The following is a 26,245-nucleotide window of genomic DNA, read 5'->3' as shown; positions in this document are numbered from 1 at the left end:
TCGGAGGGACCCCCGCATCCAGCAGGTACTTCATGACGTCGTCCGCGTAGGCGCGGATGGTCGCGTCATGATACTCTCCCGTTATGCCGAGGCGGGCCTTGCATTCGGAGACGATGTCGACTGCCATCCGGCCCACCTCAGGTCGCACCCTTCGTGGGTGCGTGGATTGAAACGTTGCCGTCGGTGTCATTAAACGTGAATTGTCCGGCGTCGCACCCTTCGTGGGTGCGTGGATTGAAACAGCAGCTTAAGGGTTCCGGTGATTACGTCGTCCGGTCGCACCCTTCGTGGGTGCGTGGATTGAAACCCGATATTGACGCTTACAACAACACCGTTATTAAGGTCGCACCCTTCGTGGGTGCGTGGATTGAAACATGATGTCGGATATGCTCTTGGCCGCTCCGTCGGGTCGCACCCTTCGTGGGTGCGTGGATTGAAACAGACGCGCCGTAGTATGCTGGCCTGTTTTCTAGAATGTCGCACCCTTCGTGGGTGCGTGGATTGAAACATAGTCTCTTGCGATACGGATTAGGCAGTAAGCGGAGTCGCACCCTTCGTGGGTGCGTGGATTGAAACCCTCTGGACGAATCCACGAACGCCCGCTTCCCGGGTCGCACCCTTCGTGGGTGCGTGGATTGAAACTTCTCGACCCCTTTGATGATCTCGTTCATGACGGTGTCGCACCCTTCGTGGGTGCGTGGATTGAAACGACATTATCACGGCGAGCCCGTCGTGCGGGAGCGTCGTCCCGCTGGGCGAGGCGCCGGACGGATCCATGGCGCCCGGTGCGGACAGCACACGGGAGCCCAAAGATCGTCCCCGAAGTCGCATCCCGCCGGAATCACCAATCGTAGACCGCGTTGCGGCTGTAGTACCTCTCGATGTCCACCTCGCTGCCCAGCCCCTCCCTCCTGACGACCTCGAAGGAGATGAACCTCTTCTCGTACCCGGTGTTCACCATCCATCTGCCCATGGGATCGAACATCACGTACGACGCCACCATGTCCTCGTTGTCCTCGAACAAGATGTTCCCGATGCCCTCGTGCCTGCGCCTGAAATCCGCGAACTGCTCGTTCGTGACGGACCACGTGTCTGGGACGTCGTCGTTTGCGTTCCTCAGCGTCAGGGCCCTGAAGCATTTGACGCGGTCCGGCCGTATCCTCTCAGTGAGGGGCCCGAAGTCCTTCATCCAGCTCCTCCTGACCACTGTGATGTTGAGCTTCACCCTGATGCCGTGCTCGCGTGCCATCCTGGCCACCTCCGCGACATTGTCCAGGTGGCCTCCGCTGCCCCTGCCGATCAGCATCTCGTCCTCCTCGTCGACGGAATCGATCGAGAGCCCGATCCAGTCGACCACCCCCTCCATGCGGCTCAGCCAGTCGTCGGTGATCAGGGACCCGTTGCTGACGATGGACAGCTTGAACCCCATCCCCTTGATGAGGTAGCACATCTGGTCGAGGAACGGGTACATCAGGGGCTCCCCGCCGGCCAGGTTGATCTTCTCGACGCCACACCCCTTGAGGAAGGACAGCACGTCCGCCCAGTCGTCCGGCCTCATGTAGTTCTTCGTGAGGCAGCGGTCGAAGCAGTGCTCGCAGCGGTAGTTGCATCTTCCGTACACGTGTATGTTCGCGGACCTGAATTTCCTGCATGGAACGGATTCCGAGTTCATGACAGGCCGATGCTTTGTTAATTATAATGTAAAATTCTTTTATAATAAAAATATGATTTTGATGATAGTATAATACTTGCATGAGACATGCGACGCCCTGGAAGCGTTCCATGCTTTGCGATCCGCCTGCAGGAGACGAGAATCCTCGATGCACGGCCGCCTCGAGCACTGATCGGCGGCTCAGGTCCATCTCAAAACGAACCTCCCCTCGCGTTTGATCCTGATGGCCTTCCTGCGCTTGTCGATCACCCCTTTCGGCGTGTGGGCGTCGACGAGCTCGACGATCCCCGCGTCGACGAGCCTGGCGGTATGGTACATCACCGCCTGAGGCTTCATACCGAACTTCCTGGCGATGTCGGCGTTGCAGACCTCGCGGCATTGATCCTGCTCCTCGGCGATGAATCTGAGCATGTCCAGGGACAGCCCTCCGAGGCGCTTGGCGTCCGGTATCTTCGGGGAGGGTATCTTGACAAGGAGCTCCTCCAGGGGCCTGTCCTTGAAGATGCGACGGTCCATGATGTAGTAGACGTCGGAATCCATGAAGAACGCAGTGTTGCATGCGGCCGCGGACATCAAATTTGTACCGCTGGTGATGTCCACGGAGAACTTGGCCTTGTTGTCCGCACCGCTGTATTCCTCGTATACGCCGTATATCACGTCCACTATGTTGAGGAAATCGAAGGGCTTTATAATCCTGGACTCGCACTCGTACCCCATCTCCCCCAGTTTCTCCTCGAGCGTCCTCGCGGTACTCTTATAGATGCCGTCCTCCGACACGCTGTACAGTAGCACCACCCTGTCTATCGCGCCGGGTATTGCCTTGACGGTGTTCAGGGTGGGGTCCGGAGTCTTGCCTGCGAAGGACAGGTGTATGTGCATCGTAAAGCGGATCCGTTTTATCATATAACAAATGTGCTTTACTCCTGGCGGTCCCTGTACTCGAGCGCCAGGCAGGTGCTCATGATCGCTTCCTTGACGAGGTATAGCAGATCGCGGCACCTCGACCCGAATTCCCGTTCGGTTATGTATGCGATCTCCCTGTTGGATTCCTTGCCGCTGCTCTCCACCGTCAGGGAGACCCCCGAATGGATTATGTGGTGCCGCAGCCGGTCCATGTGAATCGCGTCGGGGAGCATCGCGTAGAAAGGCTGGTCCTTCTGGGTCCTGTATATGAAGCGGGGGTTGATCTCGTCGAATATCTCGCACAGGGTCAGAAGATGGGGGTTCCCGCCGGAATGGCCGCGGATCTCTTGGACGATGAGGTTGTAGGATGGCTGTGGGGGGTAATCGCCCTCCCTTTTGGGCGAGAGGACGATTCCGAAGCACCTCATGACTATGTGCGAGATCTTGTCCAGAACCGAGTACAGGCGGGGGTACACGTCCAGAAGCAGCTCCTGGTTGTATATGCGCTTGGATTTGGGGCTCATGCTGTATGCGAGGCCAGCGAATGTAGCCGGGTAGGTCGTAGCCATGTATATCTGGAACCTGCAGTGGGCGAAGGTCTCCATCACATCCTCCATCATGAGGTTCTGCTCCGGGTCGTGGAAATCGAAGGGCAGATCATCGCATATATACCTGCAGCGAAGGATGGGATCCGGAACGAAATCTAGGTACGACAGTGCCAGGCCACCGCTCGCGACCCATAAGGCGTATTCCTTCTCTTCAGGGGATTCTCCTAGCTCCGAATCCCTGAGGGACAGCTCGGGAAGGTCCGGATATTTATCGGGAATCTCGGGATACTCCTCGTGAAGGTCCCGATACACGCCTCCAAAGTTTAACAATATGCTGTGGTCTTGCTCGAACAAGGTCGCCAGAACCCTGTAGGCCCAGACCGCATACATGTCGTGGTACCTTTTCGGCACCTCCTTGTAGACCTTGGACAATATGCGCAGCTTCTTATCCTCGATCGCGTTGTGAAAATCTGAATATAGGAACTGGAGCGCCTTATCGACGATGTCCTTCCGTTGTTTTGCCGATACGTTTGACGGGAGATTCCTGAATTCAGGCAGTTTCCTTAGCTCGGACACGACTGCGCTCAGATTCCCGTTTGTCACGACGTTGTAATAATCATGGACAAGGAAGTTTTCCGCATTCAAGACCGCATTCATGGCGGCGAAATAGCGATGGGTCTCCAGCAGCATCATCGAGTAATGGATGTAGATCCAACCCATGTAATGGTTATACAGAAGATCAGAAACCGCTCTCCCCTCGTCACGGGCATCGTATGCGAGCTGGATCCCGATATCAATCCCTTTTCTGGCGACGTACAATGAGGTCTTGTAGTACCTTGCATACATCTCACGGTCCATAGGGCGCTTTTCGAATTCTGCGCTACATCTCTCATGTACTGCCATCCTAGCGAGAAGGCGGGCGACCTCGCCGGAGTAAAGGACCTTCTCGGCGCCTTCTTTACTATCTATCACGTCCTAATGGTGGTCCAGCAAGTATTCCATGAAGACTGGATCGTCCTTGCGTTTGTCGAACTGCCCGAAAGAATCCACCCTCGTATTCATGCCTCTTGACCTCCATCACCGCAATCAGTTCCGAACTAAAAATGGTGATCATGGGCATATCACTAGCGGAAACCTTCTCTCTGCGACAGAAGCGTCAAGGACAGTCGCATTAGTGCCGAAGTCTCACGTTCTCATCCTATCCTCTCCAGACTGTAGTCTTCCTGACGCTGCGAGCGTAGCCCCACTCCGCCATCCCCAGCGACTCCGGGCGATCCAGCCTCCTACAGACCATCGCACACTGGGGCTTCCTCCTTCTCCACCTCCCCATGAGGTGCTCCAGCGGCCTCATTATCCTAGCACATATGTCCCTGAGAGGCCCATTCGCGTCAAAAAAAGTCCCGTCGCTGGTTATCAGGATGTCGATGTCCAGTACATCGGCGGAATAGAGGATCTCCAGATCGGAATCGTCCCACATGCGGTACCGCTTCCTCTGGGCGAAACCAGCAATCTTGGCGACCAACACGTCACTTATCGCACAAAGCGGTCTTGATGCATCGGATGGGATTCTACAGCAGTTCAGGCCCTGGGATTCCCCTGCAATTCGAAATCCCCATCCTGAAGCACCTTGGATTCCCCAAAAATGAAAAGGCTGGACCGTCAAAATAGGCCCCCCCAATTCCGAATACCCATCGCCTTGGCAATGGTGTCCTCCTCAGTTCCCATGTCAGAGACGGGTTAACAGGTTAACGGGTAACAGGGTGCGGGCATGCTAATGCACGTGCATTAGATCTGGGCGCCGAACTGCCTGGATTATTCGTCATCTGCAACTGTTTCCGCGGATTCGGCCGACAAATACCCCAAATTCTTTGGCATAATTCCAGTTTTCCAAGCGTCAACACGATAATCGCTCAAAGAGGAGAGTTAAACACACCATATCCGCGCGATCGGCCCGCCGCACGGGAGGACGGCCCGGAAATTTAATGCACCGGAAAAAATCGATGCTGGCTATGAGCATGAGCGGGCCTGTCGGGATTCGAACCCGAGTCCGAGGCTCCGGAGGCCACAATGCTATCCAGGCTATACTACAGGCCCTAATGCAGAAAAAAGCGGTTTGACCCGGGTCTCCCCGGGAATGGAACTTCAGTTCTTGTCGAACTCGGTGTATCCGCAGCGTCCGCAGGCCTTGCGGTCCTTGTGGACAGCCATGAAAACGCCGGGGCCGCATTTGGGGCAGACGGGCTTGATTCTCACGAGTTTGTCGCCCTCGACCTTGTAGGCGCTGCTCTTCTTGACCGATGCTTTCTTAGAGGCTGCTTTTCCTGCCATAAGAATCACTCCTCGGCCTTGGGCGCCTCGTATTTTGGCGCCTCGATTCCGTTCCTTTTCAGGAGATACTCGCGGTCGTATTTGAGAGCGGCTTCGGTGCTCTTGTAGACCTTGGCATATCCCTTGGACATGCCCCTTCCGTATACCGACTCGATGACATCTACTACGACGCATTTCCTGTTGGATTTCATCTGTTTCGCGACCTCTTCGGCGACCGCGTTCCTTCCGGGGGTGGATTCCCCGTTGTGATCGATCGTGAAGTGGACTTCAGTCCTCTCGAAGAGAGGGTTCTCCCTTTTCTGGGTGATTTCCATTTTCATTTTGATTCCTCCAGTCTGGCGACCAGGTCGGCGGCCTTCATCTGGATGTGCCCATCGACTTCGACGAGCATCATGCACCGCCCGGGCCATCCGTACACGATCTGAGCTCCTTCCGGGGCGTAGAGGATGCAAGGCAGCAAAGCCAGATCCTCCTCCCCTTCCACGCAGATCAGCCCGCTTCCGGACTTCCCGATGCACCTGCGTATGGCATCCGCGAGCTGGGCGGATATCATCCCCGCAGGGCTGACGACCCTCTCTTTGGGCTCATCGCGGACGAGCTCTGCGAATTGGGTCATCCCGCGGCGTTCGGTGAATCCGTCGTATATGGACAGATCCGGCCTTATCCCGCGGTTTCTGAACGTCAGGGACACCACGTCCCCTACCGTCACCAAAAGGGTTTCTTTACTGAACGAATCCAGATCGGAATCGTACAGCTCAGTTCCGATGGGTTCCTTGAACGCCTGCCTCTCCGAGGCTGGGAGGACAAGATCCCTCTCGAACATGAGTGTCAACGGACCTTCAGGGCATATTTGCCGTTCTTGGAGATCCCCATGGTCTTGGCGATCTCGGACTTCTCGAAGTCCACGACGGCCAGGTATCCCTGCCAATCCTTGGTGAGCTGGCCCCTGCATTGGGGGCATTCTGAAAGGGGAAGCTTCTGCTCTTTGAGCGCTTCCGAGTCGAACAGCATCTTGCATGACTTGCATGCGAGAAGGTTCCTCACGTCACTCATCGTCGTCGCCTCCTCTGCGGAGAGATTTCTTTCCGTCTTCTTCGAGCCACTGGAGCTTCCCGAGGCCGGTCTGACGCATCGTGAGCCCTATCTTGCTCTCTTGGGGGCTCTTCTCGTTGAGATCGAGGCTTACTATCCTCGCCCTTACTACGTCGCCGACTGCGAGATACCTTCCGCTCTCCTTGCCGACGAGCCTCTGGTTGCTCTCGTCTATGTCCACGCGGTCGTCCATCACCTGGCTCACGTGAAGGAGCCCGTCCAAAGGACCGAACCTGACGAAAGCCCCGAATTTCACGATCTCGACCACATTGCCCTCGACAATCTCATCGTTCTCTGGCTTGAAGACGATCTCATCGAACATAACGGACTGATGCACTCCCCCGTTGCCGTGAACTATGCGGCCAGGTCCCACTGATCTGACGTTCTGGATGAGAACGGTAAACGATTTGTCCTCTCCGAACCTCCCGCCGAAAGTCTCCCAAGTGAGCTTCTCAACGTTGGCCTCATAGTCGTCGCCGAGCTCCACTGGTGGGATGCATACCTGCCTCTCGACATCCTTGATCATGGCATACATAATGGTCCTCCACCCAAGCAATAAGGAAGAGATATTTAAATCTGAGTTGTAAGCCGCTTTGCGCATAAATGGATTCAGACGTACGATCGTGCTGCTCTGGAAGGCTCGGAAAGCAAGGCTGATGCCATAGTCCCATAATCGGCCCAAACCGGGGATACGTCCTTATGGCACACCGCTCTTTTACATTTTCTTGAAGAATATGGCCCATAATCGAACTGAAAACGCCTCCTAAGAGTAAATCGCTTTAACTTTCCTGCGTCTACCGCTTATGACGGTGGCCCTATGTGGATATTGCTTGCGGTTTGCTCGGCAGTTTGCGCAGGCTTCACTTCCATAGTCGCGAAATGCGGCCTCCGCGGGATCGATTCGACCGTGGCCACGGCGTTCCGCACTGTGGTCGCTTCCCTGTTCGCCTGGACGATCGTCGCGATATCCGGTTCCTGGTCGGGAATCTTGAGCATCGATCTTCGCTCCTGGATTTTCCTTATGGCTTCCGGTTTCGCCACCGGGGCCACCTGGCTATGCTACTTCAATGCGCTGCAGCTGGGAGAGGTCAACAAAGTCGCTTCGGTGAACAAATTCAGCATAGTCCTTGCGGTGATTCTGGCTGTCGCATTCCTGGGGGAATCCATTTCGGCCGTCGGAATCTTCGGGGTCGCCCTGATACTCGCCGGAACCCTGCTGATGATAGAGAAACAGGATGTAGAAACCTCTTCGGCAGAGGGTTCCCGCTGGCTTCTCTATGCACTGGGATCGGCGGTGTTCGGCGCCGCGACAGCTCTGCTGGGGAAGGTTGGGATAGAGGACGTCGACCCCAACCTAGGGACTGCTGTCCGCACTGTAACCATCCTGGCAATGTCCTGGGCAATCGTCTTTGCCTCAGGGAAAAGAAAGGAAATGGGCGGAATCGACAGGAGAAGCATGACGTTCATAGCCATGTCCGGCCTGACCACGGGTTCGGCGTGGCTGTTCCTGTTCGGCGCGCTGCAGACCGGACCGGCCAGCGTCATCGTTCCGATAAGCAAGCTGGGAGTGGTCGTGACTGTCATATTCTCTCTGATTGTGTTCAAAGAGGCTCTGACGAAACGCAGGGCGGCGGGCATCGCCTGCATTGTGGCTGGAACGGCGCTCATGGCGTTGCAATAAGCATGGCATGCCCTGACGCCCTCTGCATCGTTCTGCTGGGCGCCAGTCTAAAAGCATTGGCGACAGAAGGCTTTCAGCATCGCAATCTGATAGAACCTGCCTGGAAAAGCCCGGACTGATTCCCATTTCATCCAAAATGCCAACAAATAAAGGATTGAATTCTCAGACCGAAGCAGGGAACTCAGCATCAAAAAACAGCATTATTGGCAAATCATCGGATTGGGGAATAACCGCCATTATTCTTTGTATTAGTAAACCGATGGATAATCACAAGAAAAAACATAGAGCATTCTTCTATGCTTCTAAGCGTTCTGTCAGCAATAGCTTTAAATTGCTGGATACTCCCGCGCATTCCGAAAAACTGGCCGCCCATATATCCGAACGTCTTCGAGCCGGCCACTCGCATCTGAAAAGAAAAGGACAGGGCCGACCCTTTCAGGCAGACCCCAGATTGAAAGAGATGCTCACATCCCAGGGAATTTCTCGTCGTATCTCTTCTTGCAGATAGCGACCATTTCCTTGGCGTCCGCGGCATCCAGCATCTCTTTGGCTTCGGTGACTTTGCCCTCGAGAGCCTTGTAGACGGAGAAGAAGTGCCTGATCTCCTCGGTGAGATGCTTGGGAAGCTGGTTGATACTGTCGTAATCCCTGAAGTGGCGGTCCTTCGTGGGCACGGCTATGACCTTATCATCCTGATCGCCGCCGTCCACCATCTTGAGGAGACCGATAGGTTTGCACTCGACCAAGGTGTTCGGGAACAAAGTCTCTGAGCAGAGGAGCACGACATCAAGGGGATCCCCATCGAATGCGTAAGTTCTGGGGATGAACCCATAGTTCCAAGGGTATGCGGTGGAGGTGGAGAGGACCCTGTCCAGCGCGAGAAGCCCGGTTTCCTCGTCGATCTCATACTTGACTTTGCTTCCCTTGGGAATCTCTATGATCGCGGTGAATTTCTCTGGGGTGACCCTGTCTTTGGAGAGCTCGTGCATTATCATCTTTATCGGCGCCCGTATAGCCTTGGACGGATATAATAACGATTGCCGACGGATGAGCGCCGTCTCAATGGAGATTGGATATCTGCCATTGCTTGAGATTGAACGTGCAGCACTGGACCTTCGAGGATACTATCGTCCCGTTCTTCCAAAGCCTCATGAGGATCGGCTTGATGCTCCTCACATACTCCAGATAGGTGGCGTTGTCCTTGAATTCCTCCGGGCGCAGTTTCTTGACTATCGCGCGTGTACAGATCATCGGGTTCTCTTCGATCGTTTTCAGCAGTTCTTCCTCGGTTATCTCTTTCATAATTGTAAGTCAGCTCGCAGATATAAGTCGATTCTTATAATCCAGATATCATTTCAATCCATTATTATCCAGAGCCCAGGAATGGTCAGACAGATCTTCCATACATCCCGAGAATATCGGACGATTACTTACGAAATCCTTGGGATCCCTTCGGAATCCAGATACCCGACCCCGAGCGTCCTCACCGGATTGATCACTTCGATGCTGGAAGCCCTCCTGGCGCATGACGCCCCTATCCCGCAGCAAAGTGCTAGAATGGCATCGCACTCCTGGGCTTCGCCGGCCATCTTCTCGGCGTTCTTCATGAAGCAAGCGGCGGAAGTCGACAGCACTCCGGCCACATCCAAGCCGTCCTCCTTCAGATCCGACGCCATCTTCTCGGCGTATTCCTTCCCGCCTGCGCCGCAGAATCTGGCGCATGTGTTGCAGGTCCATACGAAAACTCTCTTGCCTTCCAGAACATCCCTGATTTCCGGATAGCCCATGGAGCGCTCCACTATCATCATCGCACGGCAATCGGCAGCCCGATATATCCGCGATTCGATTCGGAGATGTGTTCGTAAGCGTAGAAGGCCTCGACGGTAGCGGCAAAACCACCGCCTCGAAGATCGTTGCGGACATGATCCGCTCCCAAGGGAAGGACCTTCTGCTGATCGAGCATCCCGGGGACGGATTCTTGGGGCGCTCATGCAAACGCTTCCTCACGAAGGAAGGCATCCCCGCATCCTTGGCCGCCGCCGCGTTCCTTTCTGCTGAGATGTTCCTGAGCTCATTCCGGATAAGGAAAAGCGAGAATTCCCTGGTCGTGAGGTACACTCTTTCCGCCTATTACCTCCCGGATCCCGTCGCCAAACCGATTTTCAGGATGTTCTCAGCCGTCATGCCCGTCCCGGACGCAATCGTTTTCATCGATCTGGACCCTGAAATCGCCGTCGGACGCTCCGAATCCAGGGGAAAGGAGCGCGAAATGTTTGAGAATATAGGCTCGATGAGAGAGATCAGAGAAAAAATCCTCTCGGTCCCGGGCCTGATCGTGGTGGACGGCTCCGGAACCCCGGAAAAAACCGCGGAACTCATCGTGGAAGCGATCGGCAAAGCCCCAGGCAACATATTTTAAGGGAATGGCTTTAACCGAAGGCCAAGTGGAAAACATGCCCGAGAATGAATTGGAGCTAATACCTGTAGAAGACATCAAAATCACTAAAGGGATGACCGTCGACCAGCTTATGAGGGCCATGGGACGCGCCGGCGGATTCACCGCCCAGAAACTCTCCGACGCCACCGACATAGCCGAAAAGATGATCACCAAAAAGGGATGCCTCAGAATCCTCTCTTTCCCGGCCTGCATCAATGCCACCGGAACCCACGGGGTCATCGTCGATATGGTGAAGAACCACATGGTCGACCTCATCATCACGACCTGCGGAACCCTGGACCACGACATCTCCAGGACGTACGAGGATTACTTCAAAGGGGATTTCATGATGGACGACGCCAAGCTCAGGGACGAGTACTCGATCTCCAGGCTCGGAAACGTTCTCGTCCCCGACTCGTGCTACGGGGAGGTCCTCGAGGGAGAGATCCTGCCCATGTTCGATGAGATCTTCGAAGGGAAGGATTCCATGACCACCCACGAAATCATATGGGAAGTCGGGAAGAGGATGGACAATGAAGATTCCCTGATGTACCAGTGCTGGAAGAACCAGATTCCCGTCATCGTCCCCGGGATCACCGACGGATCCTTCGGATGCCAGCTTTGGATGTACTACCAGACCCACAGAAAGTTCAGGATCGACCTCTTCGGCGACGAGCAGATGCTCTCTGAGATGACCAACCACGCTGAATACACCGGAGCCCTCATGATCGGAGGCGGAATTTCCAAGCACCACGTGATCTGGTGGAACCAGTTCCGCGGCGGGCTCGACTATGCCGTGTATCTCACCACCGCCGAGGAATACGATGGCTCCCTCTCCGGAGCCAGGCTCAGGGAGGCCGTCTCTTGGGGCAAAGTCAAAGCCGACGCCAAAAAGATGACCGTCGAAGGCGACGCCACCATCACGCTGCCCCTGATCTATGCCGCCCTCGCCGAAAGGCTGCTCTGAAACCGCAGGCGGGGCGTTGGCTCCGCCACTCTATTCCGTACCGTTTGATTCTTAACGGTTGTTTTCTGCCCTTAATCTTATATACGGCATCATCCACTCCGATTGAAAAAGAGGGAACCCGATGGACACGATACTCCTTCTTCCCGGCGACGGGATAGGAAAGACCATGATGGATTCCGTGAGGACCGTATTGGACGCGGCCGCCGGAGGCATCGAATTCGTAGAGGGAGACATAGGAGCATCCGCGTATGAGAGCGTAGGCTCATACCTTCCGCGCGATACCATGGAGATAGCGTCGGAATGCGGCGCCGCTCTCTGCGGGCCCATCGACATAAATAAGGCCGGGCACAGCCAGAAAAGGGATCCCATCAACATGCTCAGGATACAATTGGACCTTTACGCCGTGTGCAAAAGATTCCGCACCCTGGCCGATGACCTGGGGGAAAAGGGGATGGACACCACCCTCTGGTTCTGCAGCCCCGTCCCTGGGAGGGATACCATAGAGGCCGAAGATTTCGACGGCATCACCCTGACCAAATACGTCAGAAAAGGGAATTACAGCAGGATGATGGCGAAGGCGATGTCGTATGCGGAGATAGAGCGCAGAAACGAGGTCGTCTGCATCACTAGCGAGATCTTCCCGGAATCCAGCGGCATGTTCAAGGAATGCTTCAGAAACATCTTCGAAACTGGAAGCTTCTCGCTCTCGGAAGAAACCGTACGCAGATGGATGGCCTCGACCGTCAGAAACCCTGCGAAATACGGTACCGTCATATGCGTCGACCTTTTCGGACAGGTGGCTGGAGGCCTTCTGGCCGGGCTGACCGGCGGAAACCATCTCTCCCCTGACGTCTTCGTAGGCGACGACCAGATCCTGGCGATCTCGGGAAACGTCACTAACGAAGTCGAAGGGAAATACGCCAATCCGACTTCTCTGATAATCGGCGGCTGCAGGGCGCTGTCGGAATTCGGGATGGAAAAGGAATCCTGCGCCCTCATGGATGCCCTCTGCGAGGCATATGCCGCCGGGGAAAGGACTCCGGACGTGGGAGGGACTCTGACCGCCGAGGAATTCACGGACAGGGTGCTCCGCCGCCTTTGAACAAATAATATGAATCACGCATGAGATTAAAGGTGCATGAAGGATGCGGGGCATAGGGCATGCGTAGAGGCTGCCCTGAATTTCGAAGAGACTGACAGGACACCGGTGAACAATTTCGCATTGGTCACCGCCGCGCGCAGCGCCGGGACGACCGTCGAGGCGGCCAGATGGGATCCTAAGCTTTCTGCCAAAATATCCGTCGACTACGCGATGAAGACCATGTCGGACTTCGTCAAGCCTATCCTCGATTCCCAGGTTCCGTTCGTGGATATGGGGATGTACGTGAATTTCCCCGAGGACGACTACGGGCGCGTCCCCAAGCATCTGGTCGACACCGCCGAGGACATCGACAGGATGGAGCTTTTCGACCCATACGATGAGAAGACCTGCCCCAATTTCACCAAGGTGTTCACCAGAAGCCTCGAAGAGACGGCCAGGATACTGCCTGAGGACCTCCACATCTGCGGGCTATCCTGGGGACCCATCACGACGTCCGGATACGTCATGGGCGTGGAGAACATGCTCATGAACACGTTCGACGAACCTGATCTCGTGAAGAAGCTCAACAAAAAGATTGCGGTATTGGTGTCTGACATCCAAAGGCGCATGATAGACGCGGGCGCGACCCTCATGTGGATGGCGGACCCGACATCGTCTCAGGACCTGATCCCTCCGGATATGTTCGCCGAATATTCCAAAGAGCATATAGCCAAGGTGATCTCCGACGTCAAGGCGATGGACAGCTCGATCCCGAGCTTCATCCATATATGCGGGAACACCATCGAGACCATGAAACAGTTGCCGGAGACCGGGGCGGATTGCCTCAGCTTCGACCATGCCGTGGATCCCGGAAAAGCCAAAGAGAACGCGGATGGGAAGATCGCATTGATGGGGAACATCGACCCGGTCTTGCAGATGATGTCCGGAACGCCGGAATCCATTACCGCCCAATGCTACAGGATACTCGATGCCGCGGGGCACGGAGGCGGTTTCATCCTGGCGCCGGGATGCGAGACGCCGATCTCCAGCCCGGACGAGAATGTCATCGCCATGGGAAAGGCGGGACGCGAGTACTGGCTCAGATGAAAGGCGAGGGGCACTGCCCCGCCATCCCTTTTTCCGAAACGATCGCTAACAATCTGGAACTCTAAGTATTGAACAAAAATGAACAGAAATATTTATATGCAAATCCTCAATACGACCTTTACAAGTGCAAGGGTAGTCAAGCATGGCCAACGACGCAAGGTTGAGGGCCTTGTCCTTAGTGGTCCGTGGGTTCAAATCCCATCCCTTGCACCACTTCTTCATCTCTATCCCATAATTCCCCGTCGTTTTGAAGTATTCTCTGCCTATTGCGATTCCGAATCGAAAATAATTATGGGGTCTGACCCATCGCCGCTATCCGACGATGGCGCCCTAAGATGTTTTCAAATCGTCAGAGACGGGACTGCCATCATGATCGCAACATAAGCGATGTAGATGGCGATGAACAAAACTCCGACCGGCCTGGACACCTTGTTGTTCTTGTAAACGGCAGCCATCATTATGACCGTTAGCAGAAGCATGATGGGCAGATGGAATATGAGAGCCGAATGGGGTATTGGAACATCCACGAGAATGGAACCGATCCCGAGCACGAACAGTATGTTGAATATGTTGCTCCCGACGATGTTGGCGACCGCCATCTCATTCTCGCCGCGGCGGGCGGCCAGAACACTGATGCAGATCTCTGGAAGCGAAGTTCCTACTGCAACCACCACAAGCCCGATGAACATCTCGGACATGCCCAATATGTGCGAGAGCTCCACAGCGCCGTCCACAAAGAACCTTGCGCCGAAATAGAGCAGAACCAATCCGGCGATGACCAACAATATCAGAATGGGGTATCCCAGCGGTTTCTCATTCTCTTCCAGATCCGATGTGTAGGATGCCTGCCCTTCCGCATCGTTCTTCTTCAGACGATATACCGTGTATACGAATACGAAAAGGGCGGCGACGAAAACTATCCCCACGAAGAATCCGGCATACCCTACGAGGGCCAGAGCGAACAATGCAATAGAAGAGACGAGCATCACGCCCAGCTCAAGCCTCATCGTCGAGAACTTGGCCGCCATAGGCGATATGATGGCCGCCATGCCTATCGCAAGGCCGATGTTGGCTATGTTGCTCCCGATCACGTTCCCTATTATGATGTCAGGGGTTTCCGTACTGACAATAGAGGTGATGCATTCCGGGGCCGACGAACCAAAGGCCAATACTGTGAGCCCGATGACGAAAGGCGGGACGCCCAACCGGAGAGCCAGGCCTTTGCCTCCCCTTACGAGCCACTCGGAACCAAAATAGAGAAGAATGATTCCCACCGGAATTCCGAGCAGCAATATCGAATCCATGCGCCGCAATGATTGGTATCCATATTATAATTGCCTATCTGTTCCATCGAAATAGCGGACCATCAGCTGAACCTGTAGGAAACTTTGCACACACCGTCAATCAGATCGAAAGTTGCATACGAACCGTTTATAAACGTCATTCTGGGGGCTTTGTGGCCCACATCGGCCCCGAAAACCTTGGGAACTTCGAAATCCGACAGCGCGTCGCAGACGGTCCCGGCATAATCGTCCCCTCCGAATATCAGGGGCCTTCCGAAAACGAATCCCGAGACGCCGTCGAACCACCCGTCCTCCGACATCCCTCTGAGCATCCTCTCCACGCGGCCGGCGTCCATGTCGTATGTTTCCATGTACCAGACGATTCCCTCCCCCGAATATTTGGACACGAATCCGGAAGGGTCGGCGGTGCCTTTCCTGTGGAACCAGTCGAGGACGTCCATGCAGCCGCCGATCAGCCTCCCGCCGAATCTGGCATTGCCGCAGGACGATGCCCATTCCGTGGGAGCATCGTCTTTGAATCCTTCCAATCCGGTGATCCTCTCCGAGAACCCTTCCTCGTGGGAAAGATACGATGCTTGCTCTGAGATTCTTCCCTCGATTATCCCCAGGTTTTCCGAGATGCTTCTGTGCCATTCCCCCATGCCATAGTCGCCGAAATTCCCCCCATAAACAGTCGCAACGTCATGCTCCGCGGTAGCTTTGAAGAGAAGCACGGTGTTGTCGGAATATCCTTGCAGCCAGGTGGGATTCTTCTTCAGCGCATCCCAATCCATCAGAGGCAGCATCTCGATCTGATAGTCCCCGCCCTTGGCCGCGACGATGTATTGGACCTTAGGGTCCTCCAGAAGGGAGATAAGCTCGCGCACACGCTGATCGGCCGGAGCGCTTCTTCCGTCGGCATCGGCAGTGTATACGTCGGGGGTTTCGATGACGGGATGGCCCTTGAGCCCCAATGTCTTCTTCGCATTCGAGAAGCGGGCTATATCTGTGGGATCCGTAACGCCGAAAGATGGCGCCGTCACGCCGATGCATCCGTCAGGGGAAAGGAAAGGAGGGAAAATCATGGCCCAAAATCCTTTCCATATTATTTTATTGTGGCCCGATATCGTATGGCCATGGCAATACTGTCCGACGAAGACCTTATGCAGGGCATGATGACCGGCACCATCGGGATCAGCGATTTCAGCGAGAGAGGGCTGACTCCGAACGGATATGACCTCCGCATCGCGCAGATCTCCATAATGGGCGACCCCGTGACCAAAGAGGAAGGGATCGCCACCATACCGCCGAAGACGATGTTCTACGTCTCCACTATAGAGCGCATCAGAATGCCTGACGACCTCTGCGCATCGCTTTGGATGAGGACGAGCTGGATCAGGAAGGGCATAATCGGCGCGTTCGGGAAGATAGACGCGGGATTCGAAGGCACCCTGACCCTCGGGGGATACAACGCGTCCGACAATCCGGTTGACATACCCATAGGGGAAAGATTCTGCCAGATGGTATTCGAAACCCTGAGCTCGGCGTCCCTCAAGAATTACGCCAAAAGATCTGGACATTACCAGGGTCAAAGCGGGATAACGCTGGATCCCATCAAAAAGGAATGAACTTCAAGGGGGCAACGGCTTGAGTTTATAGGTAACGAGCCGGGTGCCCCCGGCCCAATGAGGAAAACAGATAATGATGCTTCAACATAAATGATGAGACATCAATAAAGAGTAAGCACCAATCATATTTAAGGTGTTCTGAACCCACCTTCTGAATCAACAGACGGCAGATAATCTCTTGAATGCAAATTCAGCAGAAACTGTGGAAGAGAGGAAAAAAATTAAGGAAGGAACCCGGGAACTGATCCCGGGATGTGGATTGTGAAAATCACTCGGTGGTGGACTTTGCTCCGGTCTGTCCGAGATAATACTGCTCAACGACCTTTCCGGTTGCGTTGTCTGCCCTGTAAGCTGCATAGGTGGCTGCTACGACTGCGGCGAGAGTGACTGCGGCGACTACGACTGCGGTGATGATTGCGACCATTTGTATCTACCTCTCATTGTTTTTGTTGATGTCTGTCTCACTTTGACTGACTTCTCAACATTATCCTATTCATCATCTGAATATAAAAAAGTTTCTGTATATCAGTGCTCTTTATCACATAGGATTGCTTATAAATATTCATTGTTGCCCCAATCGTCTGGCTCAGGATTCCCGGCGGATATCCAGCGAATAGACGCTCATGGTGGGCGAATATGTCTTGAGTTCGGAGGCCACCATGCTTATTCCGAATCCCAGCGCTGACATATCGGATTCCAGACCTTCGCAGAACGCTTGGAAGCCGTCGCGCTCCGCTATTTTGTACATGTGGGCGACGCCGCCTATGCGCAGCCTTTCCAAAGCATAGCGCAGAAATCTCTCCGCCATCTGCGGGAGGTTCATTATTATGCGGTCGGCGATAGGAAGGGTATAGATGACTTCCGACGCGTCCCCTGTCAAAGGGAACAGATTATCGACGTGGTTCTTCTCGGCATTGATCCTGGCGAACCTCTCGGCCTCCGGGTTCAGATCTATGGAATATACCGCGCTTGGGTTCGCGTTCCTGCAGATGACGGTCCCGAAAGGCGCCACCCCGGCGAACATATCTATCACAATCTCCCCGTCCTTAACCAGAGATGCGATTCTGGCTCTCTCAGAGGACAGCCTGGGATTGAAGTACACTTTGGAGGGGTCGGTATGAAGCGAGACCCCGAACTCCCTGTGAACGGTCTCTGAGGGGCCGGAACCGGCTATCCTCTCGAGATCGCGGACCCTGAACTCCCCTTTGACTCCCGAATCCAGGAACACCGTGCGGATGCTCCCGTTGACTTCCATGAGCGCCCTGCCGATCTCTGCTCTGTAAGGCATCAGCACATCCGGAAGCTTGATCAGAGCTATGTCGCCGATGACATCGAAAGATGACGGCAGCTCTTCTCTGAGGCTGTCCGGAACCGCGGCGACCTCTCTGTAATCGGTGGCGCGGCGCTCCTGGGACGGCATATCTGCCTCGACAACGTCGAATCCCCCATAGGACGGGACTGTGATGGGAATCAGAAGATAATCGCCGTCGGAGCGTATCCTATGGACTAAATCCAGTATGCCTTCGGAAAGAAGCTCCGATCTGACGGATTCCCCCTGCCTTTTGGGGACTAGTATGCAGACGGGCATAGCACAGGATTAGGGGCATCATAAATAAGGCGGACGGTCGGATTCCATTGCCCCGATTATAGAACGGGAATCCGGCCCGCCGCATGTAGCGGAAAGCAGACTGAAACTCCCAGATCAGTCGTCCTCGATTATCTCTTCGGGAGCTCCCGCGAACTTCACGAGCGCATAGGATTCCATGAAATGCAGGCTCCCAGGGAGGACTAAAGTGTGGAGAGGCTCCCCGAGATCCATAGCCAGAAGATCGCGCGGATATCCCGCGAATACCCTCTCTTCAGGGGATCCGACCTTGGATGCGACGCATAGCAGAGTCTTATCCGTGATCAGCCCTTCCCCCCACTTGCTCTCGCCTTCCAGAAGCCATTCTATCGCCTGATGGGCGGTCATGTACCTGCGCTCATCGGCGCGTATGTCCAGGAGGATCATCGTATGGAGATTGCGGGATTTGTTCTCCATTATATGGTCGTAAGGGGACTTGGGCTGGTAATTCCTCTCGAGGAAAGGTAGAGTGACGGCCCTCCCGAATTTGTATGGCTGGAGGCCCAGCGAAGTGGGGCACCCCGAAAATATCGATACGCCATGGAACATCCTCACCGGAATCCCGGCTTCGGCGGCCTGGATCCTCAGGTCCACGTGGGTGGTGGCCAGCATGGTGTCGCCGGCGGTGACGAACGCGACCCTGTGGTCCATCGCATCCCTGATTATGTCCTCCCCTTCCTCCACCTGCGCCCTGTAGAGGACGTTGACCTTCTTCCCGATGACTTTCTCTAAGTCTTCGGGGGTGGTGCCGATGAGCGTGGACGTGTAGAATTCCGCATAGATGATGTCGCATTCCTTCAGGGCGTTGAGAGCCTTGACGGTCATTCCGTCGGTGCCGCTGAGTCCCAGCCCGACGAATACGAGTTCGGATGCCATGGGACCTCCATTGCCAGCGGCTATTAAACCCGTTCCGTCGGAACCATGGGTAAGCGGCGGAACGGAAAGGAAAAAGAGGAGGGACTGAGCCCTCCGGAAAGCTCATTCTTTGAAAAGAGTCACGAGAGCGTCGACCGCCCAGCATCCCTTGCCCTTGAGGCCGACGATGACGGGGTTGATCTCCAGCTCGTGGATCTCGGGGTTCTCCTGCGCTATGAGGACGATCCTCCTGATGGCGTCCTTCATCGCGTCGATGTCGGACGGGGGAAGGCCTCTGGCTCCGGAGAGGAGCTTGTATGCCTTGGTGGTGGTGATCATCTCGTCAAGCTGCTGCTCGGTCATGGGGACGTGAGCCTGGGATATCTCCCTTAGGATCTCCACGTAAATCCCTCCGAGACCGAAGGAGACGACAGGCCCGAACTGGGAGTCGCGGATCATGGACAGGATTACTTCCTGGCCGGAGACCATCTGCTGGATCGAAACGCCGTCGATCCTTGCGTCGGGCATGTTCTTCCTGCAGGAGCCCATGATCTTCTCATAGGCTTCCTTGGCGGCCGCGGAATCCTTGACGCCGACCACGACGCCTCCCACATCGGTCTTGTGCTTGATGTCTGGGGAGACCACCTTCATGACGACGGGGTATCCAATCCTGTCGCATTCTTTGACGGCTTCCTCGGCGCTGTTGGCGGTTCCCTCTCCGGGGATCGGGACACCATAAGCGGTGAAGATCTGCTTCCCTTCGGATTCGGTGAGGGAGTTTCTGCCTTCCGACCTTGCCTTCTTGATGATGGCTTCGGTCTGGGCCCTTCCGGAGACTGCGGGGGTCTTGAGGGGATCGTGCGCGATCTCCGAGCGGATGGTGTATTTCCTCAGAGCGTTGAGCGCCCTGACGGCCCTGTCGGGAGTGTCGAAGCAGGGGAATCCTCCGTTCCTGAGGATTTCGTTGGCGCGGTCGCACTTGTATCCGCCCGCGAAGCACACGACGGCAGGCACCGGGATCTCGTCCTTCATCTCGACGAGGATCTTTGCGACGGATTCCAGATCGGCCGTGTCCAGAGGCGATCCCATGATGACGAGGCCGCCCACCTGCGGATCCTTGTAGAGGATTCTGACGACTTCCCTGAAATACTCGGGCTTGGCGTCGCCGCGGACGTCGATGGGGTTGGTGACGCCTGCGACGCTGGGGACCCTCTCTCTGATCTCTTTGATGGTCTCGTCGGAGAATTTGACGGCGTGGATGTAAGGAGCCTCGAAAGTTGCGTCGGCAGACATGACGCCCAGCCCTCCGGCGTTGGTGATGATGCCTATGCCGTCCTTCTTCATGGGGCTGCAGCTGCTGAACACTTTCAGTACATCGAACATCTCATCCAGATCGAGTGCCCTGTGGATGTTCAGCTTGTTGAACACGACGTTGTTGACGGCATCGGACCCTGCGAGGGACCCGGTGTGGGACGAAGCAGCGGCGGATCCGGCCTGGGTCCTTCCGGACTTGAAGATCACGATGGGCTTCTTCACGGGCATGCTCTCGATGGCCTTGACGAATTTCTCTCCGTTGGAGATGCCTTCGCAGTACATGCCTATGACTTTGGTCTGCGGGTCGGCCGAAATCTGGTCGATGAGGTCCGCTTCGTCGATGTCGGCCTTGTTGCCGAACGTTATGAAATTGGCGAAACCGATCTGGTTGCGGTAAGCCCAATCGATGATGGACGATCCGACGGCTCCGGACTGGGAGAATATTGTGATGTTGCCGGGTTTGGGGAGAAGGTGCGCGAAAGTAGCGTTGACACCTGCTCCGGGATTCATGTTTCCGAAGCAGTTCGGGCCGAAGAATCTTACCCCGTACTTTTTCGCTTCCTCTTTGAGCTTCTTCTCGAGCTCCGCCCCCTCCGGGCTGTCCTCTTTGAAGCCTGCGGTCAGGATGGTCGCATATTTTATCCCGGCCTTCCCGAGGTTCGCCATCTCTCCGGGGACGAATGCGGCCTTGACTGCGATGACCGCGAGATCCACGGGCTCTCCGATTTCGGTTACGTTCGTGTAAGCTTTGTAGCCCTGAATGATTCCGCCTTTGGGGTTGACAGGGTACAGTTTTCCCTTGAACCCCGCGTTTATCATGTTTTTAACGAGCATCCCGCCGAGTTTGGTCTCGTCGTTGGATGCCCCGATGATCGCGACGGACGTTGGAGCCAGCAATGACTTCATGTGAGACCGTATCCCCAATCATTTGATAAACCTTTGTGAAGTCAGGCCCATATATTGCAGTTATTCGTAGTCAATAGTACGAAAACTTTGTGAAATCGAAGCAGAATCTACTGATTCAGTAGCAATTCGACAATAAACTTACTGCTATTCGTACAGTTTCCACGGAAATCGCCCCAGCCCCATACGTCTCAATCGCTTTATTAAGGCGGAAAACATGGGGCGCATGCCGAACCGGCGAAGGGGCGCGATCAATGACCGCCATGTGCACGAATCGGCGCACAGCGGCCCATATCCCATTTATGGGGCTCCTGCGGGAGTTGGCGGCGCGTCGCCGCAGCGATGACCGGAGGCCAACGTTGGGTCCGACACATACCCCCGGCGTAAGTCAATGCCCGGAGACCGGCGTCATCGTCGGACCGTGATGCGGCGTGTTAGCGCTCGGGGGACACCTTTCAGACGCTTACCCCGATCCTTGCCAGCTCCTCTGAGAGCTCGTCTCTGCGAGGATACTGCGACATCTTCTCCTCGAATTCCCTGTTCTCTCTCCTTTTGCAGGGCACGAACCCGACGAAAACATGGAGCATCAGCGAATACACGGCATAATCGAGGGCCTCATCGGATATCTCATCAGAATCCAGCTTCGGAGAGACCCCGACGACCTTCATCAGAACGCTCGAGCGCCCGGGCCCCGGCTCGCCGTAGCCGTGGTCCCATCCGAGGAAGACTCTCCCGTCCTCGCTGAGGTAGCCGGACGATACCAATCTGGCATATGAGGCGCGAAGATCCTTGTGCTTCCCCTCGTCCGGAGGGGCCATTCCATCCTTCCGGGAGATGTATATCTTCTGGTTCCTGTCTACGAAATCATCCGACGTGAGCCAATCGCAGACCTCCGCCGAATAATCGGAGCCCTCTGCCGAGAAAATCTTTCTCATAAGGGTCTCCGCGATGGATTCGGCCACTGCTTTCGGGGCTCCGCCAAGATAATCGCTGACGAAAAATCTTGCCCAACCGCCATGCCTCACCCATTTCAGCTTCAGCTCGTCGAACTCGGCGAACTCGGCGGTGACAGTTTCGTACCCGTACCTCTTCCCGACCTCGGAATAGATTTCCGATATGTCATAATCCAAATCATCCGCGAATACCATGCGAACATCCTGCGGACCTGCCGCATGAGCTGAGTTCTCGGAAACGCTCTTAATTGCTGGGCGTGCGGTTACGCTGCATCTTCCCGGAGATGACGATCGTTCGAGAAAACCCGAAGCGGAATCCGAAAGCGGACATGCCATATTGCAGGCGTGCGGAAGTCTGGATTCGAACTGTCAAACGGCATTCAGACTATGGGCTCGGCAGGAATGACTGAGCGACGGACCAGCCGAACAATTTGGAAAAAGGCTGGGGACCCTTTTGCAGGGTCCGTCCCAGCGTTTTGATAGATATGGATGCGTCCGTCAAGCGACGGAGCAGTACAGTCTCCCGTCGCCGTCCCCCAAGTACAGGTGGCCGGCGAGGGCCTCTGCGGTCATCGGCAGCCTCTTTCCGTTTTCGTCGAAGAATACAAGCCCATGGAAAGCGCCGGGGCCGATCGATACGACCGAACTCCCTATGGCCACCGAAGAAATGGAGCCACAATCATAGAACGCGCGGTCGCCAACTGTTTCCACCGAATCGGGAATGACTGCTTCCGCGAGTGATACGCAGAACGAGAACGCACACTTTCCTATGGACACCGCGGAATCCGGGATGGACACGGAGGACAGGGAGTCGCATGCGTAGAAAGCGTACCCTCCCACTGACCTCAGGGAATCCCCGAAATCGACGCTTTCCAGCGACGAGCAGCGGGCGAACGCCTTCATGCCTATCTCTGTTATACTTCCCAGATCGGCGGAGACCAGCTCTCCGACGCCATAAAAGGCCTTGGGGCCGATCTCGGATACGGGATATTCCTTCCCTTCGTATGTAACCGATGCCGGGACAGCCAAATGCGCCGCTGGCTCGGAGAAGCCGACCAATGTGGCGTCAGAATCGCCTGACCAGTCAACCTTGAACACCAGCCCGCCGGAGACGAACGTGAATCCGTCCGCCGCGCGCTGGAGCACGCAGCAGCTCCCCTCGTACGCGTATCCGCCCAGGCCTTCGGCCGAGCAGTCAAGGAGATTTCCTCTCTCGTCCAGGAACCTGAGCCCGTAGAACGCGTTCTCCCCGATGGATGCCACGGAGCCTGGGATAGCCACGCTGGTCAGCGAAACGCAGCCGCTGAACGCGCTCTTCCCTATGGACGCAACCGAGTCCGGGATTGTGACGGAGGCAAGGGAACCGCATCCGAAGAACGAGTACGGCGCTATCTCCCCGAGAGAACCGCCGAAGCTGACGCTTTCCAGCGACCCGCAGCGGGCGAAAGCCTTCATCCCTATCTCGGATACGTTTCCGAGGTCCGCCGAGATCAGGGATTCGCATCCGTAGAAGGCCTTGGGGCCTATTCCAGAGACCGCGTAGTCCTTCCCCGAATAGGACACCGACGCAGGGACAGACAGATGCTGTGCCGGCTCGGAGAAGCCGACCAAAACGGCATCCTCACTGCCGGAATCCAGCCTGAAAATCAGTCCGCCTGAGCTGAATATCTCGTCCGACATGCGCATCAGCACGCCGCCGCTGCCTTCGTAGGCGTATCCTCTGAGACTCTCCGGTGTATGGGGGAGATCGTTCCCGTTCTCGTCCAGGAATCTGATCCCGCCGAACGCATCCTTCCCCATCTTTTCCAGAGAGCCAGGGATGTTCACGCTGGAAAGCGAGATGCAATTGTAGAACGCGGATTTTCCGATGGCCGTGACCGAGTTCGGAATGGATACTGAGGACAGGGATTTGCAGCCCCAGAACGTATTACTTCCAATGCTAATGATAGAGTTCCCGATGTCTGCGGTGGCAAGGGAGGTGCATCCGGCGAACGCGCTACCCCCGATGGATGTTACCGAATCGGGGATGTCTACGGACGTCAGGGAGGTGCATTTGTAGAACGCTTCCCTTCCGATGGACGTCATCGAGGGCATGGACAAGGAGGAGAGGGAGGTGCAGTTGTTGAACGCCCCGTCCCCGATGGACGTCGCCGAGGGCATGGACAAGGAGGAGAGGGAGGTGCAGCCGTAGAACGCTTCCGCTCCGATGGACGTCACCGAGGGCATGGACACGGAGGAGAGGGAGGTGCAGAATGGGAACGCGTCGCTCCCGATGGACGTCACCGAGGGCATGGACACGGAGGAGAGGGAGGTGCATTTGAAGAACGTGTAATTCACAATACTCGTGACCGAAGACGGTATGGTGACAGAGGAGAGGGCAGCGCAACCGTAGAATGCAGAGCCCCCGATAGAGGTGACCGAATCGGGGATGTCCACGGACGTCAGGGAAGCGCATTCGTAGAACGCGTCGCTCCCGATGGAAGTGGCCGAGGGCATGGACACGGAGGAGAGGGAGGTGCAGACTTGGAACGCGCTACTCCCGATGGACGTCACCGAGGGCATGGACACGGAGGAGAGGGAGGTGCAGAAGCTGAACGCAAAATATCTGATATCTATTACCGAATCTGGTATGATGACAGCATCCAAATACGTGCATTCAAAAAATGCATATTTGCCTATGCTAGTTGCCGAGCCTTCGAAGCGGACGGACTTTATCCCTTTGCCCCAGGGCCCGCAATTAGGATAACCGTAGTCATACATATCGCCGCTGCCGAAAATAGTCAGGTTCCCATCGTCGTCTAACTCCCATGTGAGATCATCCCCGCATTTGCCGGATTGAACCCCGTCCGGGACAAACCCGGGGCCATCGCCTGCGTCGCGTATGAGCACCCCGTTATTGCCTTCGAACGTATATCCGCACAGGTTCTCGACGTTGGCGGCGAGGCGGTTGCCTTTCTCATCGAAGAACTCGATGCCTTTGAATGCGTCTTTGCCGATGCTGGTCACGGAGTCGGGGATTGTTATGAATCCCAGAGATCTGCAATCTTCGAAAGCGCCATCTTTGATCTGGACAACCGAGGGAGGAATGAAAACATCGGCCAAAAATGTGCACCAGGCGAATGCTTGACATCCTATGTAGGTGACCGAAGGCGGAATGGTTATTGATGTGATCGGGCTAGATAACAGCAGACTATCGCCGATGAAGGTCAACGCGCTCGGAAGTTCTATGGACTTAATTGGAGTGTTATCGAAAGCACCGTCGCCGATGTACGACAGGGAGTCGGGAAGAACCACTGTTTTTAGCTCCGCATGCATCCCGAATGCGCTATCTCCGATATAGCCCACTGAATCCGGAATGACTACCGATTCAAGACCAGAACCTCCAAAAAATGCAGCTCTTCCTATATAGGTGACAGAATTCGCTATTTCGAGGTTAAGTATGTAACTATCCGTAAACGCAACGTCGCCTATGCTGGTGACCCCGTACTCGATGATTACCTTTTCGAAACTTTTGTCTGCAAAGGGGGAGACCAACTCCGCGCCGTCGTCGTAGTAGCCGTCGTAGTTATACATCGGTCCCGAACCGGATATCATCAGAACACCGTCATCGTTCAGAACCCACGTGACATCGTCCCCACAAGTGCCGGATTGGACCCCGTCCGAGCCGTCCGGCAATGCGGAAATGAGAAACGCCGCCGCAGCCAAGACTACCGCGACGACGGCGATCATGCGCCAGATGTCATTCTTTCTGAAATCGCAAAAATACCCCATGAAATTCGTATCGGTTTGTGTATTTATAGTTAATTGTACGAATAAACTTCCCGATTTCATAGTTCCGCCTATATAGTAACCTGCTTTTTTGGCTCAGT

26 protein-coding genes, 2 tRNA genes and 1 CRISPR repeat array are annotated in these 26,245 nt (G+C 55.4%); of the genes, 7 read left to right on the top strand and 21 right to left on the bottom strand.

Going from position 1 to position 26,245, the window contains the following annotated elements; all coding sequences use genetic code 11:
• Nucleotides 1–141 precede the first annotated feature (141 nt).
• Nucleotides 142–709: direct repeats of the CRISPR family, unit length 32 nt; unit sequence GTCGCACCCTTCGTGGGTGCGTGGATTGAAAC.
• Between the two features lie 132 nt (nucleotides 710–841).
• From IKP20_08370 to IKP20_08325, 10 genes are all read right to left on the bottom strand, one after another.
• Nucleotides 842–1,672, bottom strand: coding sequence for a viperin family antiviral radical SAM protein (locus tag IKP20_08370; protein ID MBR4504962.1), 831 nt, complete (start codon nucleotides 1,670–1,672; stop codon nucleotides 842–844).
• A gap of 180 nt (nucleotides 1,673–1,852) precedes the next feature.
• Nucleotides 1,853–2,551 carry a helix-turn-helix transcriptional regulator gene (locus tag IKP20_08365; protein ID MBR4504961.1) on the bottom strand — a complete coding sequence of 233 codons (699 nt, stop codon included), beginning with the start codon at nucleotides 2,549–2,551 and terminating at the stop codon, nucleotides 1,853–1,855.
• A 38-nt stretch (nucleotides 2,552–2,589) separates the two neighbouring features.
• The gene (locus IKP20_08360; GenBank protein MBR4504960.1) at nucleotides 2,590–4,095 is read right to left on the bottom strand and encodes a hypothetical protein; all 1,506 of its coding nucleotides are present in this window, start codon (nucleotides 4,093–4,095) and stop codon (nucleotides 2,590–2,592) included.
• A 226-nt stretch (nucleotides 4,096–4,321) separates the two neighbouring features.
• The gene (locus IKP20_08355) at nucleotides 4,322–4,645 is read right to left on the bottom strand and encodes a hypothetical protein (protein MBR4504959.1); all 324 of its coding nucleotides are present in this window, start codon (nucleotides 4,643–4,645) and stop codon (nucleotides 4,322–4,324) included.
• Nucleotides 4,646–5,143: 498 nt separating this feature from the next.
• Nucleotides 5,144–5,217 (bottom strand) — tRNA-Arg (locus tag IKP20_08350).
• Nucleotides 5,218–5,265: 48 nt separating this feature from the next.
• Entirely contained in the window at nucleotides 5,266–5,451 is a 186-nt protein-coding gene (locus IKP20_08345) for a 30S ribosomal protein S27ae (GenBank protein MBR4504958.1), read from the bottom strand.
• Nucleotides 5,452–5,456: 5 nt separating this feature from the next.
• Nucleotides 5,457–5,771, bottom strand: coding sequence for a 30S ribosomal protein S24e (locus tag IKP20_08340; protein ID MBR4504957.1), 315 nt, complete (start codon nucleotides 5,769–5,771; stop codon nucleotides 5,457–5,459).
• Nucleotides 5,768–6,274: a GTP-dependent dephospho-CoA kinase family protein gene (locus IKP20_08335; protein MBR4504956.1), complete on the bottom strand. Its 507-nt coding sequence runs from the start codon at nucleotides 6,272–6,274 to the stop codon at nucleotides 5,768–5,770. Before IKP20_08335 ends, IKP20_08340 begins: the two co-directional genes overlap by 4 nt.
• A gap of 5 nt (nucleotides 6,275–6,279) precedes the next feature.
• Complete coding sequence (locus IKP20_08330; protein MBR4504955.1) at nucleotides 6,280–6,504, bottom strand: DNA-directed RNA polymerase subunit E; 225 nt, start codon at nucleotides 6,502–6,504, stop codon at nucleotides 6,280–6,282.
• Nucleotides 6,497–7,078 (bottom strand): DNA-directed RNA polymerase, encoded by a 582-nt coding sequence (locus IKP20_08325; protein MBR4504954.1) that lies wholly within the window; start codon nucleotides 7,076–7,078, stop codon nucleotides 6,497–6,499. Before IKP20_08325 ends, IKP20_08330 begins: the two co-directional genes overlap by 8 nt.
• 282 nt (nucleotides 7,079–7,360) lie before the next feature.
• On the opposite strand from IKP20_08325, the gene IKP20_08320 reads away from it, so the two are divergent.
• Nucleotides 7,361–8,224 (top strand): EamA family transporter, encoded by an 864-nt coding sequence (locus tag IKP20_08320; protein ID MBR4504953.1) that lies wholly within the window; start codon nucleotides 7,361–7,363, stop codon nucleotides 8,222–8,224.
• A gap of 464 nt (nucleotides 8,225–8,688) precedes the next feature.
• Here the strand turns inward: IKP20_08320 and IKP20_08315 are convergent, their stop codons facing one another.
• The 3 genes from IKP20_08315 to IKP20_08305 all read right to left on the bottom strand — a co-directional run bounded on the left by IKP20_08315 (nucleotide 8,689) and on the right by IKP20_08305 (nucleotide 10,032).
• The gene (locus tag IKP20_08315) at nucleotides 8,689–9,219 is read right to left on the bottom strand and encodes an inorganic diphosphatase (protein MBR4504952.1); all 531 of its coding nucleotides are present in this window, start codon (nucleotides 9,217–9,219) and stop codon (nucleotides 8,689–8,691) included.
• A gap of 64 nt (nucleotides 9,220–9,283) precedes the next feature.
• The gene (locus IKP20_08310; protein MBR4504951.1) at nucleotides 9,284–9,526 is read right to left on the bottom strand and encodes a hypothetical protein; all 243 of its coding nucleotides are present in this window, start codon (nucleotides 9,524–9,526) and stop codon (nucleotides 9,284–9,286) included.
• 128 nt (nucleotides 9,527–9,654) lie between these two features.
• Nucleotides 9,655–10,032 (bottom strand): hypothetical protein, encoded by a 378-nt coding sequence (locus IKP20_08305; protein MBR4504950.1) that lies wholly within the window; start codon nucleotides 10,030–10,032, stop codon nucleotides 9,655–9,657.
• Nucleotides 10,033–10,079: 47 nt separating this feature from the next.
• Here IKP20_08305 and IKP20_08300 point away from each other — a divergent pair, with 47 nt between their 5' ends.
• The 5 genes from IKP20_08300 (at nucleotide 10,080) to IKP20_08280 (ending at nucleotide 14,029) form a co-directional block, all read left to right on the top strand.
• Entirely contained in the window at nucleotides 10,080–10,643 is a 564-nt protein-coding gene (locus tag IKP20_08300; GenBank protein MBR4504949.1) for a hypothetical protein, read from the top strand.
• Between the two features lie 4 nt (nucleotides 10,644–10,647).
• Nucleotides 10,648–11,628, top strand: coding sequence for a deoxyhypusine synthase (locus tag IKP20_08295; GenBank protein ID MBR4504948.1), 981 nt, complete (start codon nucleotides 10,648–10,650; stop codon nucleotides 11,626–11,628).
• Nucleotides 11,629–11,749: 121 nt separating this feature from the next.
• Nucleotides 11,750–12,730, top strand: a complete 981-nt coding sequence (locus IKP20_08290; protein ID MBR4504947.1) for a hypothetical protein — start codon at nucleotides 11,750–11,752, stop codon at nucleotides 12,728–12,730.
• Nucleotides 12,731–12,766: 36 nt separating this feature from the next.
• Nucleotides 12,767–13,816 carry a uroporphyrinogen decarboxylase family protein gene (locus tag IKP20_08285; GenBank protein MBR4504946.1) on the top strand — a complete coding sequence of 350 codons (1,050 nt, stop codon included), beginning with the start codon at nucleotides 12,767–12,769 and terminating at the stop codon, nucleotides 13,814–13,816.
• Between the two features lie 126 nt (nucleotides 13,817–13,942).
• A tRNA-Leu gene (locus IKP20_08280) sits at nucleotides 13,943–14,029 on the top strand.
• Nucleotides 14,030–14,157: 128 nt separating this feature from the next.
• Here the strand turns inward: IKP20_08280 and IKP20_08275 are convergent.
• Both IKP20_08275 and IKP20_08270 read right to left on the bottom strand, forming a co-directional pair.
• Nucleotides 14,158–15,120, bottom strand: coding sequence for a calcium/sodium antiporter (locus tag IKP20_08275; protein ID MBR4504945.1), 963 nt, complete (start codon nucleotides 15,118–15,120; stop codon nucleotides 14,158–14,160).
• A 62-nt stretch (nucleotides 15,121–15,182) separates the two neighbouring features.
• Nucleotides 15,183–16,184, bottom strand: coding sequence for an LD-carboxypeptidase (locus IKP20_08270; GenBank protein ID MBR4504944.1), 1,002 nt, complete (start codon nucleotides 16,182–16,184; stop codon nucleotides 15,183–15,185).
• Between the two features lie 51 nt (nucleotides 16,185–16,235).
• Between IKP20_08270 and dcd the strand changes: the two genes are divergently transcribed.
• Nucleotides 16,236–16,727, top strand: coding sequence for a dCTP deaminase (gene dcd / locus IKP20_08265; protein ID MBR4504943.1), 492 nt, complete (start codon nucleotides 16,236–16,238; stop codon nucleotides 16,725–16,727).
• Nucleotides 16,728–16,995: 268 nt separating this feature from the next.
• Here the strand turns inward: dcd and IKP20_08260 are convergent, their stop codons facing one another.
• The 6 genes from IKP20_08260 to IKP20_08235 all read right to left on the bottom strand — a co-directional run bounded on the left by IKP20_08260 (nucleotide 16,996) and on the right by IKP20_08235 (nucleotide 26,147).
• Nucleotides 16,996–17,151 (bottom strand): hypothetical protein, encoded by a 156-nt coding sequence (locus IKP20_08260; protein ID MBR4504942.1) that lies wholly within the window; start codon nucleotides 17,149–17,151, stop codon nucleotides 16,996–16,998.
• A 162-nt stretch (nucleotides 17,152–17,313) separates the two neighbouring features.
• Nucleotides 17,314–18,315 (bottom strand): class I SAM-dependent methyltransferase family protein, encoded by a 1,002-nt coding sequence (locus tag IKP20_08255; GenBank protein MBR4504941.1) that lies wholly within the window; start codon nucleotides 18,313–18,315, stop codon nucleotides 17,314–17,316.
• Nucleotides 18,316–18,429: 114 nt separating this feature from the next.
• Nucleotides 18,430–19,227, bottom strand: coding sequence for a diphthine synthase (gene dph5 / locus IKP20_08250; protein ID MBR4504940.1), 798 nt, complete (start codon nucleotides 19,225–19,227; stop codon nucleotides 18,430–18,432).
• 102 nt (nucleotides 19,228–19,329) lie between these two features.
• The gene (locus IKP20_08245; protein MBR4504939.1) at nucleotides 19,330–21,426 is read right to left on the bottom strand and encodes an acetate--CoA ligase family protein; all 2,097 of its coding nucleotides are present in this window, start codon (nucleotides 21,424–21,426) and stop codon (nucleotides 19,330–19,332) included.
• Between the two features lie 452 nt (nucleotides 21,427–21,878).
• A complete protein-coding gene (locus IKP20_08240) occupies nucleotides 21,879–22,571 on the bottom strand; it encodes a hypothetical protein (GenBank protein ID MBR4504938.1) in 693 nt (230 codons plus the stop codon).
• Nucleotides 22,572–22,874: 303 nt separating this feature from the next.
• A complete protein-coding gene (locus IKP20_08235) occupies nucleotides 22,875–26,147 on the bottom strand; it encodes a leucine-rich repeat domain-containing protein (protein MBR4504937.1) in 3,273 nt (1,090 codons plus the stop codon).
• Nucleotides 26,148–26,245: the final 98 nt, after the last annotated feature.

The sequence above is a fragment of the Candidatus Methanomethylophilaceae archaeon genome (genome assembly GCA_017524805.1).
GTDB lineage: Archaea > Thermoplasmatota > Thermoplasmata > Methanomassiliicoccales > Methanomethylophilaceae > Methanoprimaticola.
This window is presented reverse-complemented; position numbering and strand designations above follow the sequence as displayed.

What these genes read in the sequence shown, in the direction of transcription:
- IKP20_08295 (MBR4504948.1), top strand. Translation starts at nt 10,648, where the DNA reads ATGGCTTTAACCGAAGGCCAAGTGGAAAACATGCCCGAGAATGAATTG.
- IKP20_08335 (MBR4504956.1), bottom strand. Translation starts at nt 6,274, where the DNA reads ATGTTCGAGAGGGATCTTGTCCTCCCAGCCTCGGAGAGGCAGGCGTTC.
- IKP20_08270 (MBR4504944.1), bottom strand. Translation starts at nt 16,184, where the DNA reads ATGATTTTCCCTCCTTTCCTTTCCCCTGACGGATGCATCGGCGTGACG.
- IKP20_08285 (MBR4504946.1), top strand. Translation starts at nt 12,767, where the DNA reads ATGAAGGATGCGGGGCATAGGGCATGCGTAGAGGCTGCCCTGAATTTC.
- IKP20_08255 (MBR4504941.1), bottom strand. Translation starts at nt 18,315, where the DNA reads ATGCCCGTCTGCATACTAGTCCCCAAAAGGCAGGGGGAATCCGTCAGA.
- IKP20_08260 (MBR4504942.1), bottom strand. Translation starts at nt 17,151, where the DNA reads ATGGTCGCAATCATCACCGCAGTCGTAGTCGCCGCAGTCACTCTCGCC.
- IKP20_08240 (MBR4504938.1), bottom strand. Translation starts at nt 22,571, where the DNA reads ATGGTATTCGCGGATGATTTGGATTATGACATATCGGAAATCTATTCC.
- dph5 (MBR4504940.1), bottom strand. Translation starts at nt 19,227, where the DNA reads ATGGCATCCGAACTCGTATTCGTCGGGCTGGGACTCAGCGGCACCGAC.
- IKP20_08320 (MBR4504953.1), top strand. Translation starts at nt 7,361, where the DNA reads ATGTGGATATTGCTTGCGGTTTGCTCGGCAGTTTGCGCAGGCTTCACT.
- IKP20_08365 (MBR4504961.1), bottom strand. Translation starts at nt 2,551, where the DNA reads ATGCACATACACCTGTCCTTCGCAGGCAAGACTCCGGACCCCACCCTG.
- IKP20_08305 (MBR4504950.1), bottom strand. Translation starts at nt 10,032, where the DNA reads ATGATGATAGTGGAGCGCTCCATGGGCTATCCGGAAATCAGGGATGTT.
- IKP20_08290 (MBR4504947.1), top strand. Translation starts at nt 11,750, where the DNA reads ATGGACACGATACTCCTTCTTCCCGGCGACGGGATAGGAAAGACCATG.
- IKP20_08235 (MBR4504937.1), bottom strand. Translation starts at nt 26,147, where the DNA reads ATGGGGTATTTTTGCGATTTCAGAAAGAATGACATCTGGCGCATGATC.
- dcd (MBR4504943.1), top strand. Translation starts at nt 16,236, where the DNA reads ATGGCAATACTGTCCGACGAAGACCTTATGCAGGGCATGATGACCGGC.
- IKP20_08340 (MBR4504957.1), bottom strand. Translation starts at nt 5,771, where the DNA reads ATGAAAATGGAAATCACCCAGAAAAGGGAGAACCCTCTCTTCGAGAGG.
- IKP20_08370 (MBR4504962.1), bottom strand. Translation starts at nt 1,672, where the DNA reads ATGAACTCGGAATCCGTTCCATGCAGGAAATTCAGGTCCGCGAACATA.
- IKP20_08325 (MBR4504954.1), bottom strand. Translation starts at nt 7,078, where the DNA reads ATGTATGCCATGATCAAGGATGTCGAGAGGCAGGTATGCATCCCACCA.
- IKP20_08275 (MBR4504945.1), bottom strand. Translation starts at nt 15,120, where the DNA reads ATGGATTCGATATTGCTGCTCGGAATTCCGGTGGGAATCATTCTTCTC.
- IKP20_08345 (MBR4504958.1), bottom strand. Translation starts at nt 5,451, where the DNA reads ATGGCAGGAAAAGCAGCCTCTAAGAAAGCATCGGTCAAGAAGAGCAGC.
- IKP20_08330 (MBR4504955.1), bottom strand. Translation starts at nt 6,504, where the DNA reads ATGAGTGACGTGAGGAACCTTCTCGCATGCAAGTCATGCAAGATGCTG.
- IKP20_08315 (MBR4504952.1), bottom strand. Translation starts at nt 9,219, where the DNA reads ATGATAATGCACGAGCTCTCCAAAGACAGGGTCACCCCAGAGAAATTC.
- IKP20_08245 (MBR4504939.1), bottom strand. Translation starts at nt 21,426, where the DNA reads ATGAAGTCATTGCTGGCTCCAACGTCCGTCGCGATCATCGGGGCATCC.
- IKP20_08310 (MBR4504951.1), bottom strand. Translation starts at nt 9,526, where the DNA reads ATGAAAGAGATAACCGAGGAAGAACTGCTGAAAACGATCGAAGAGAAC.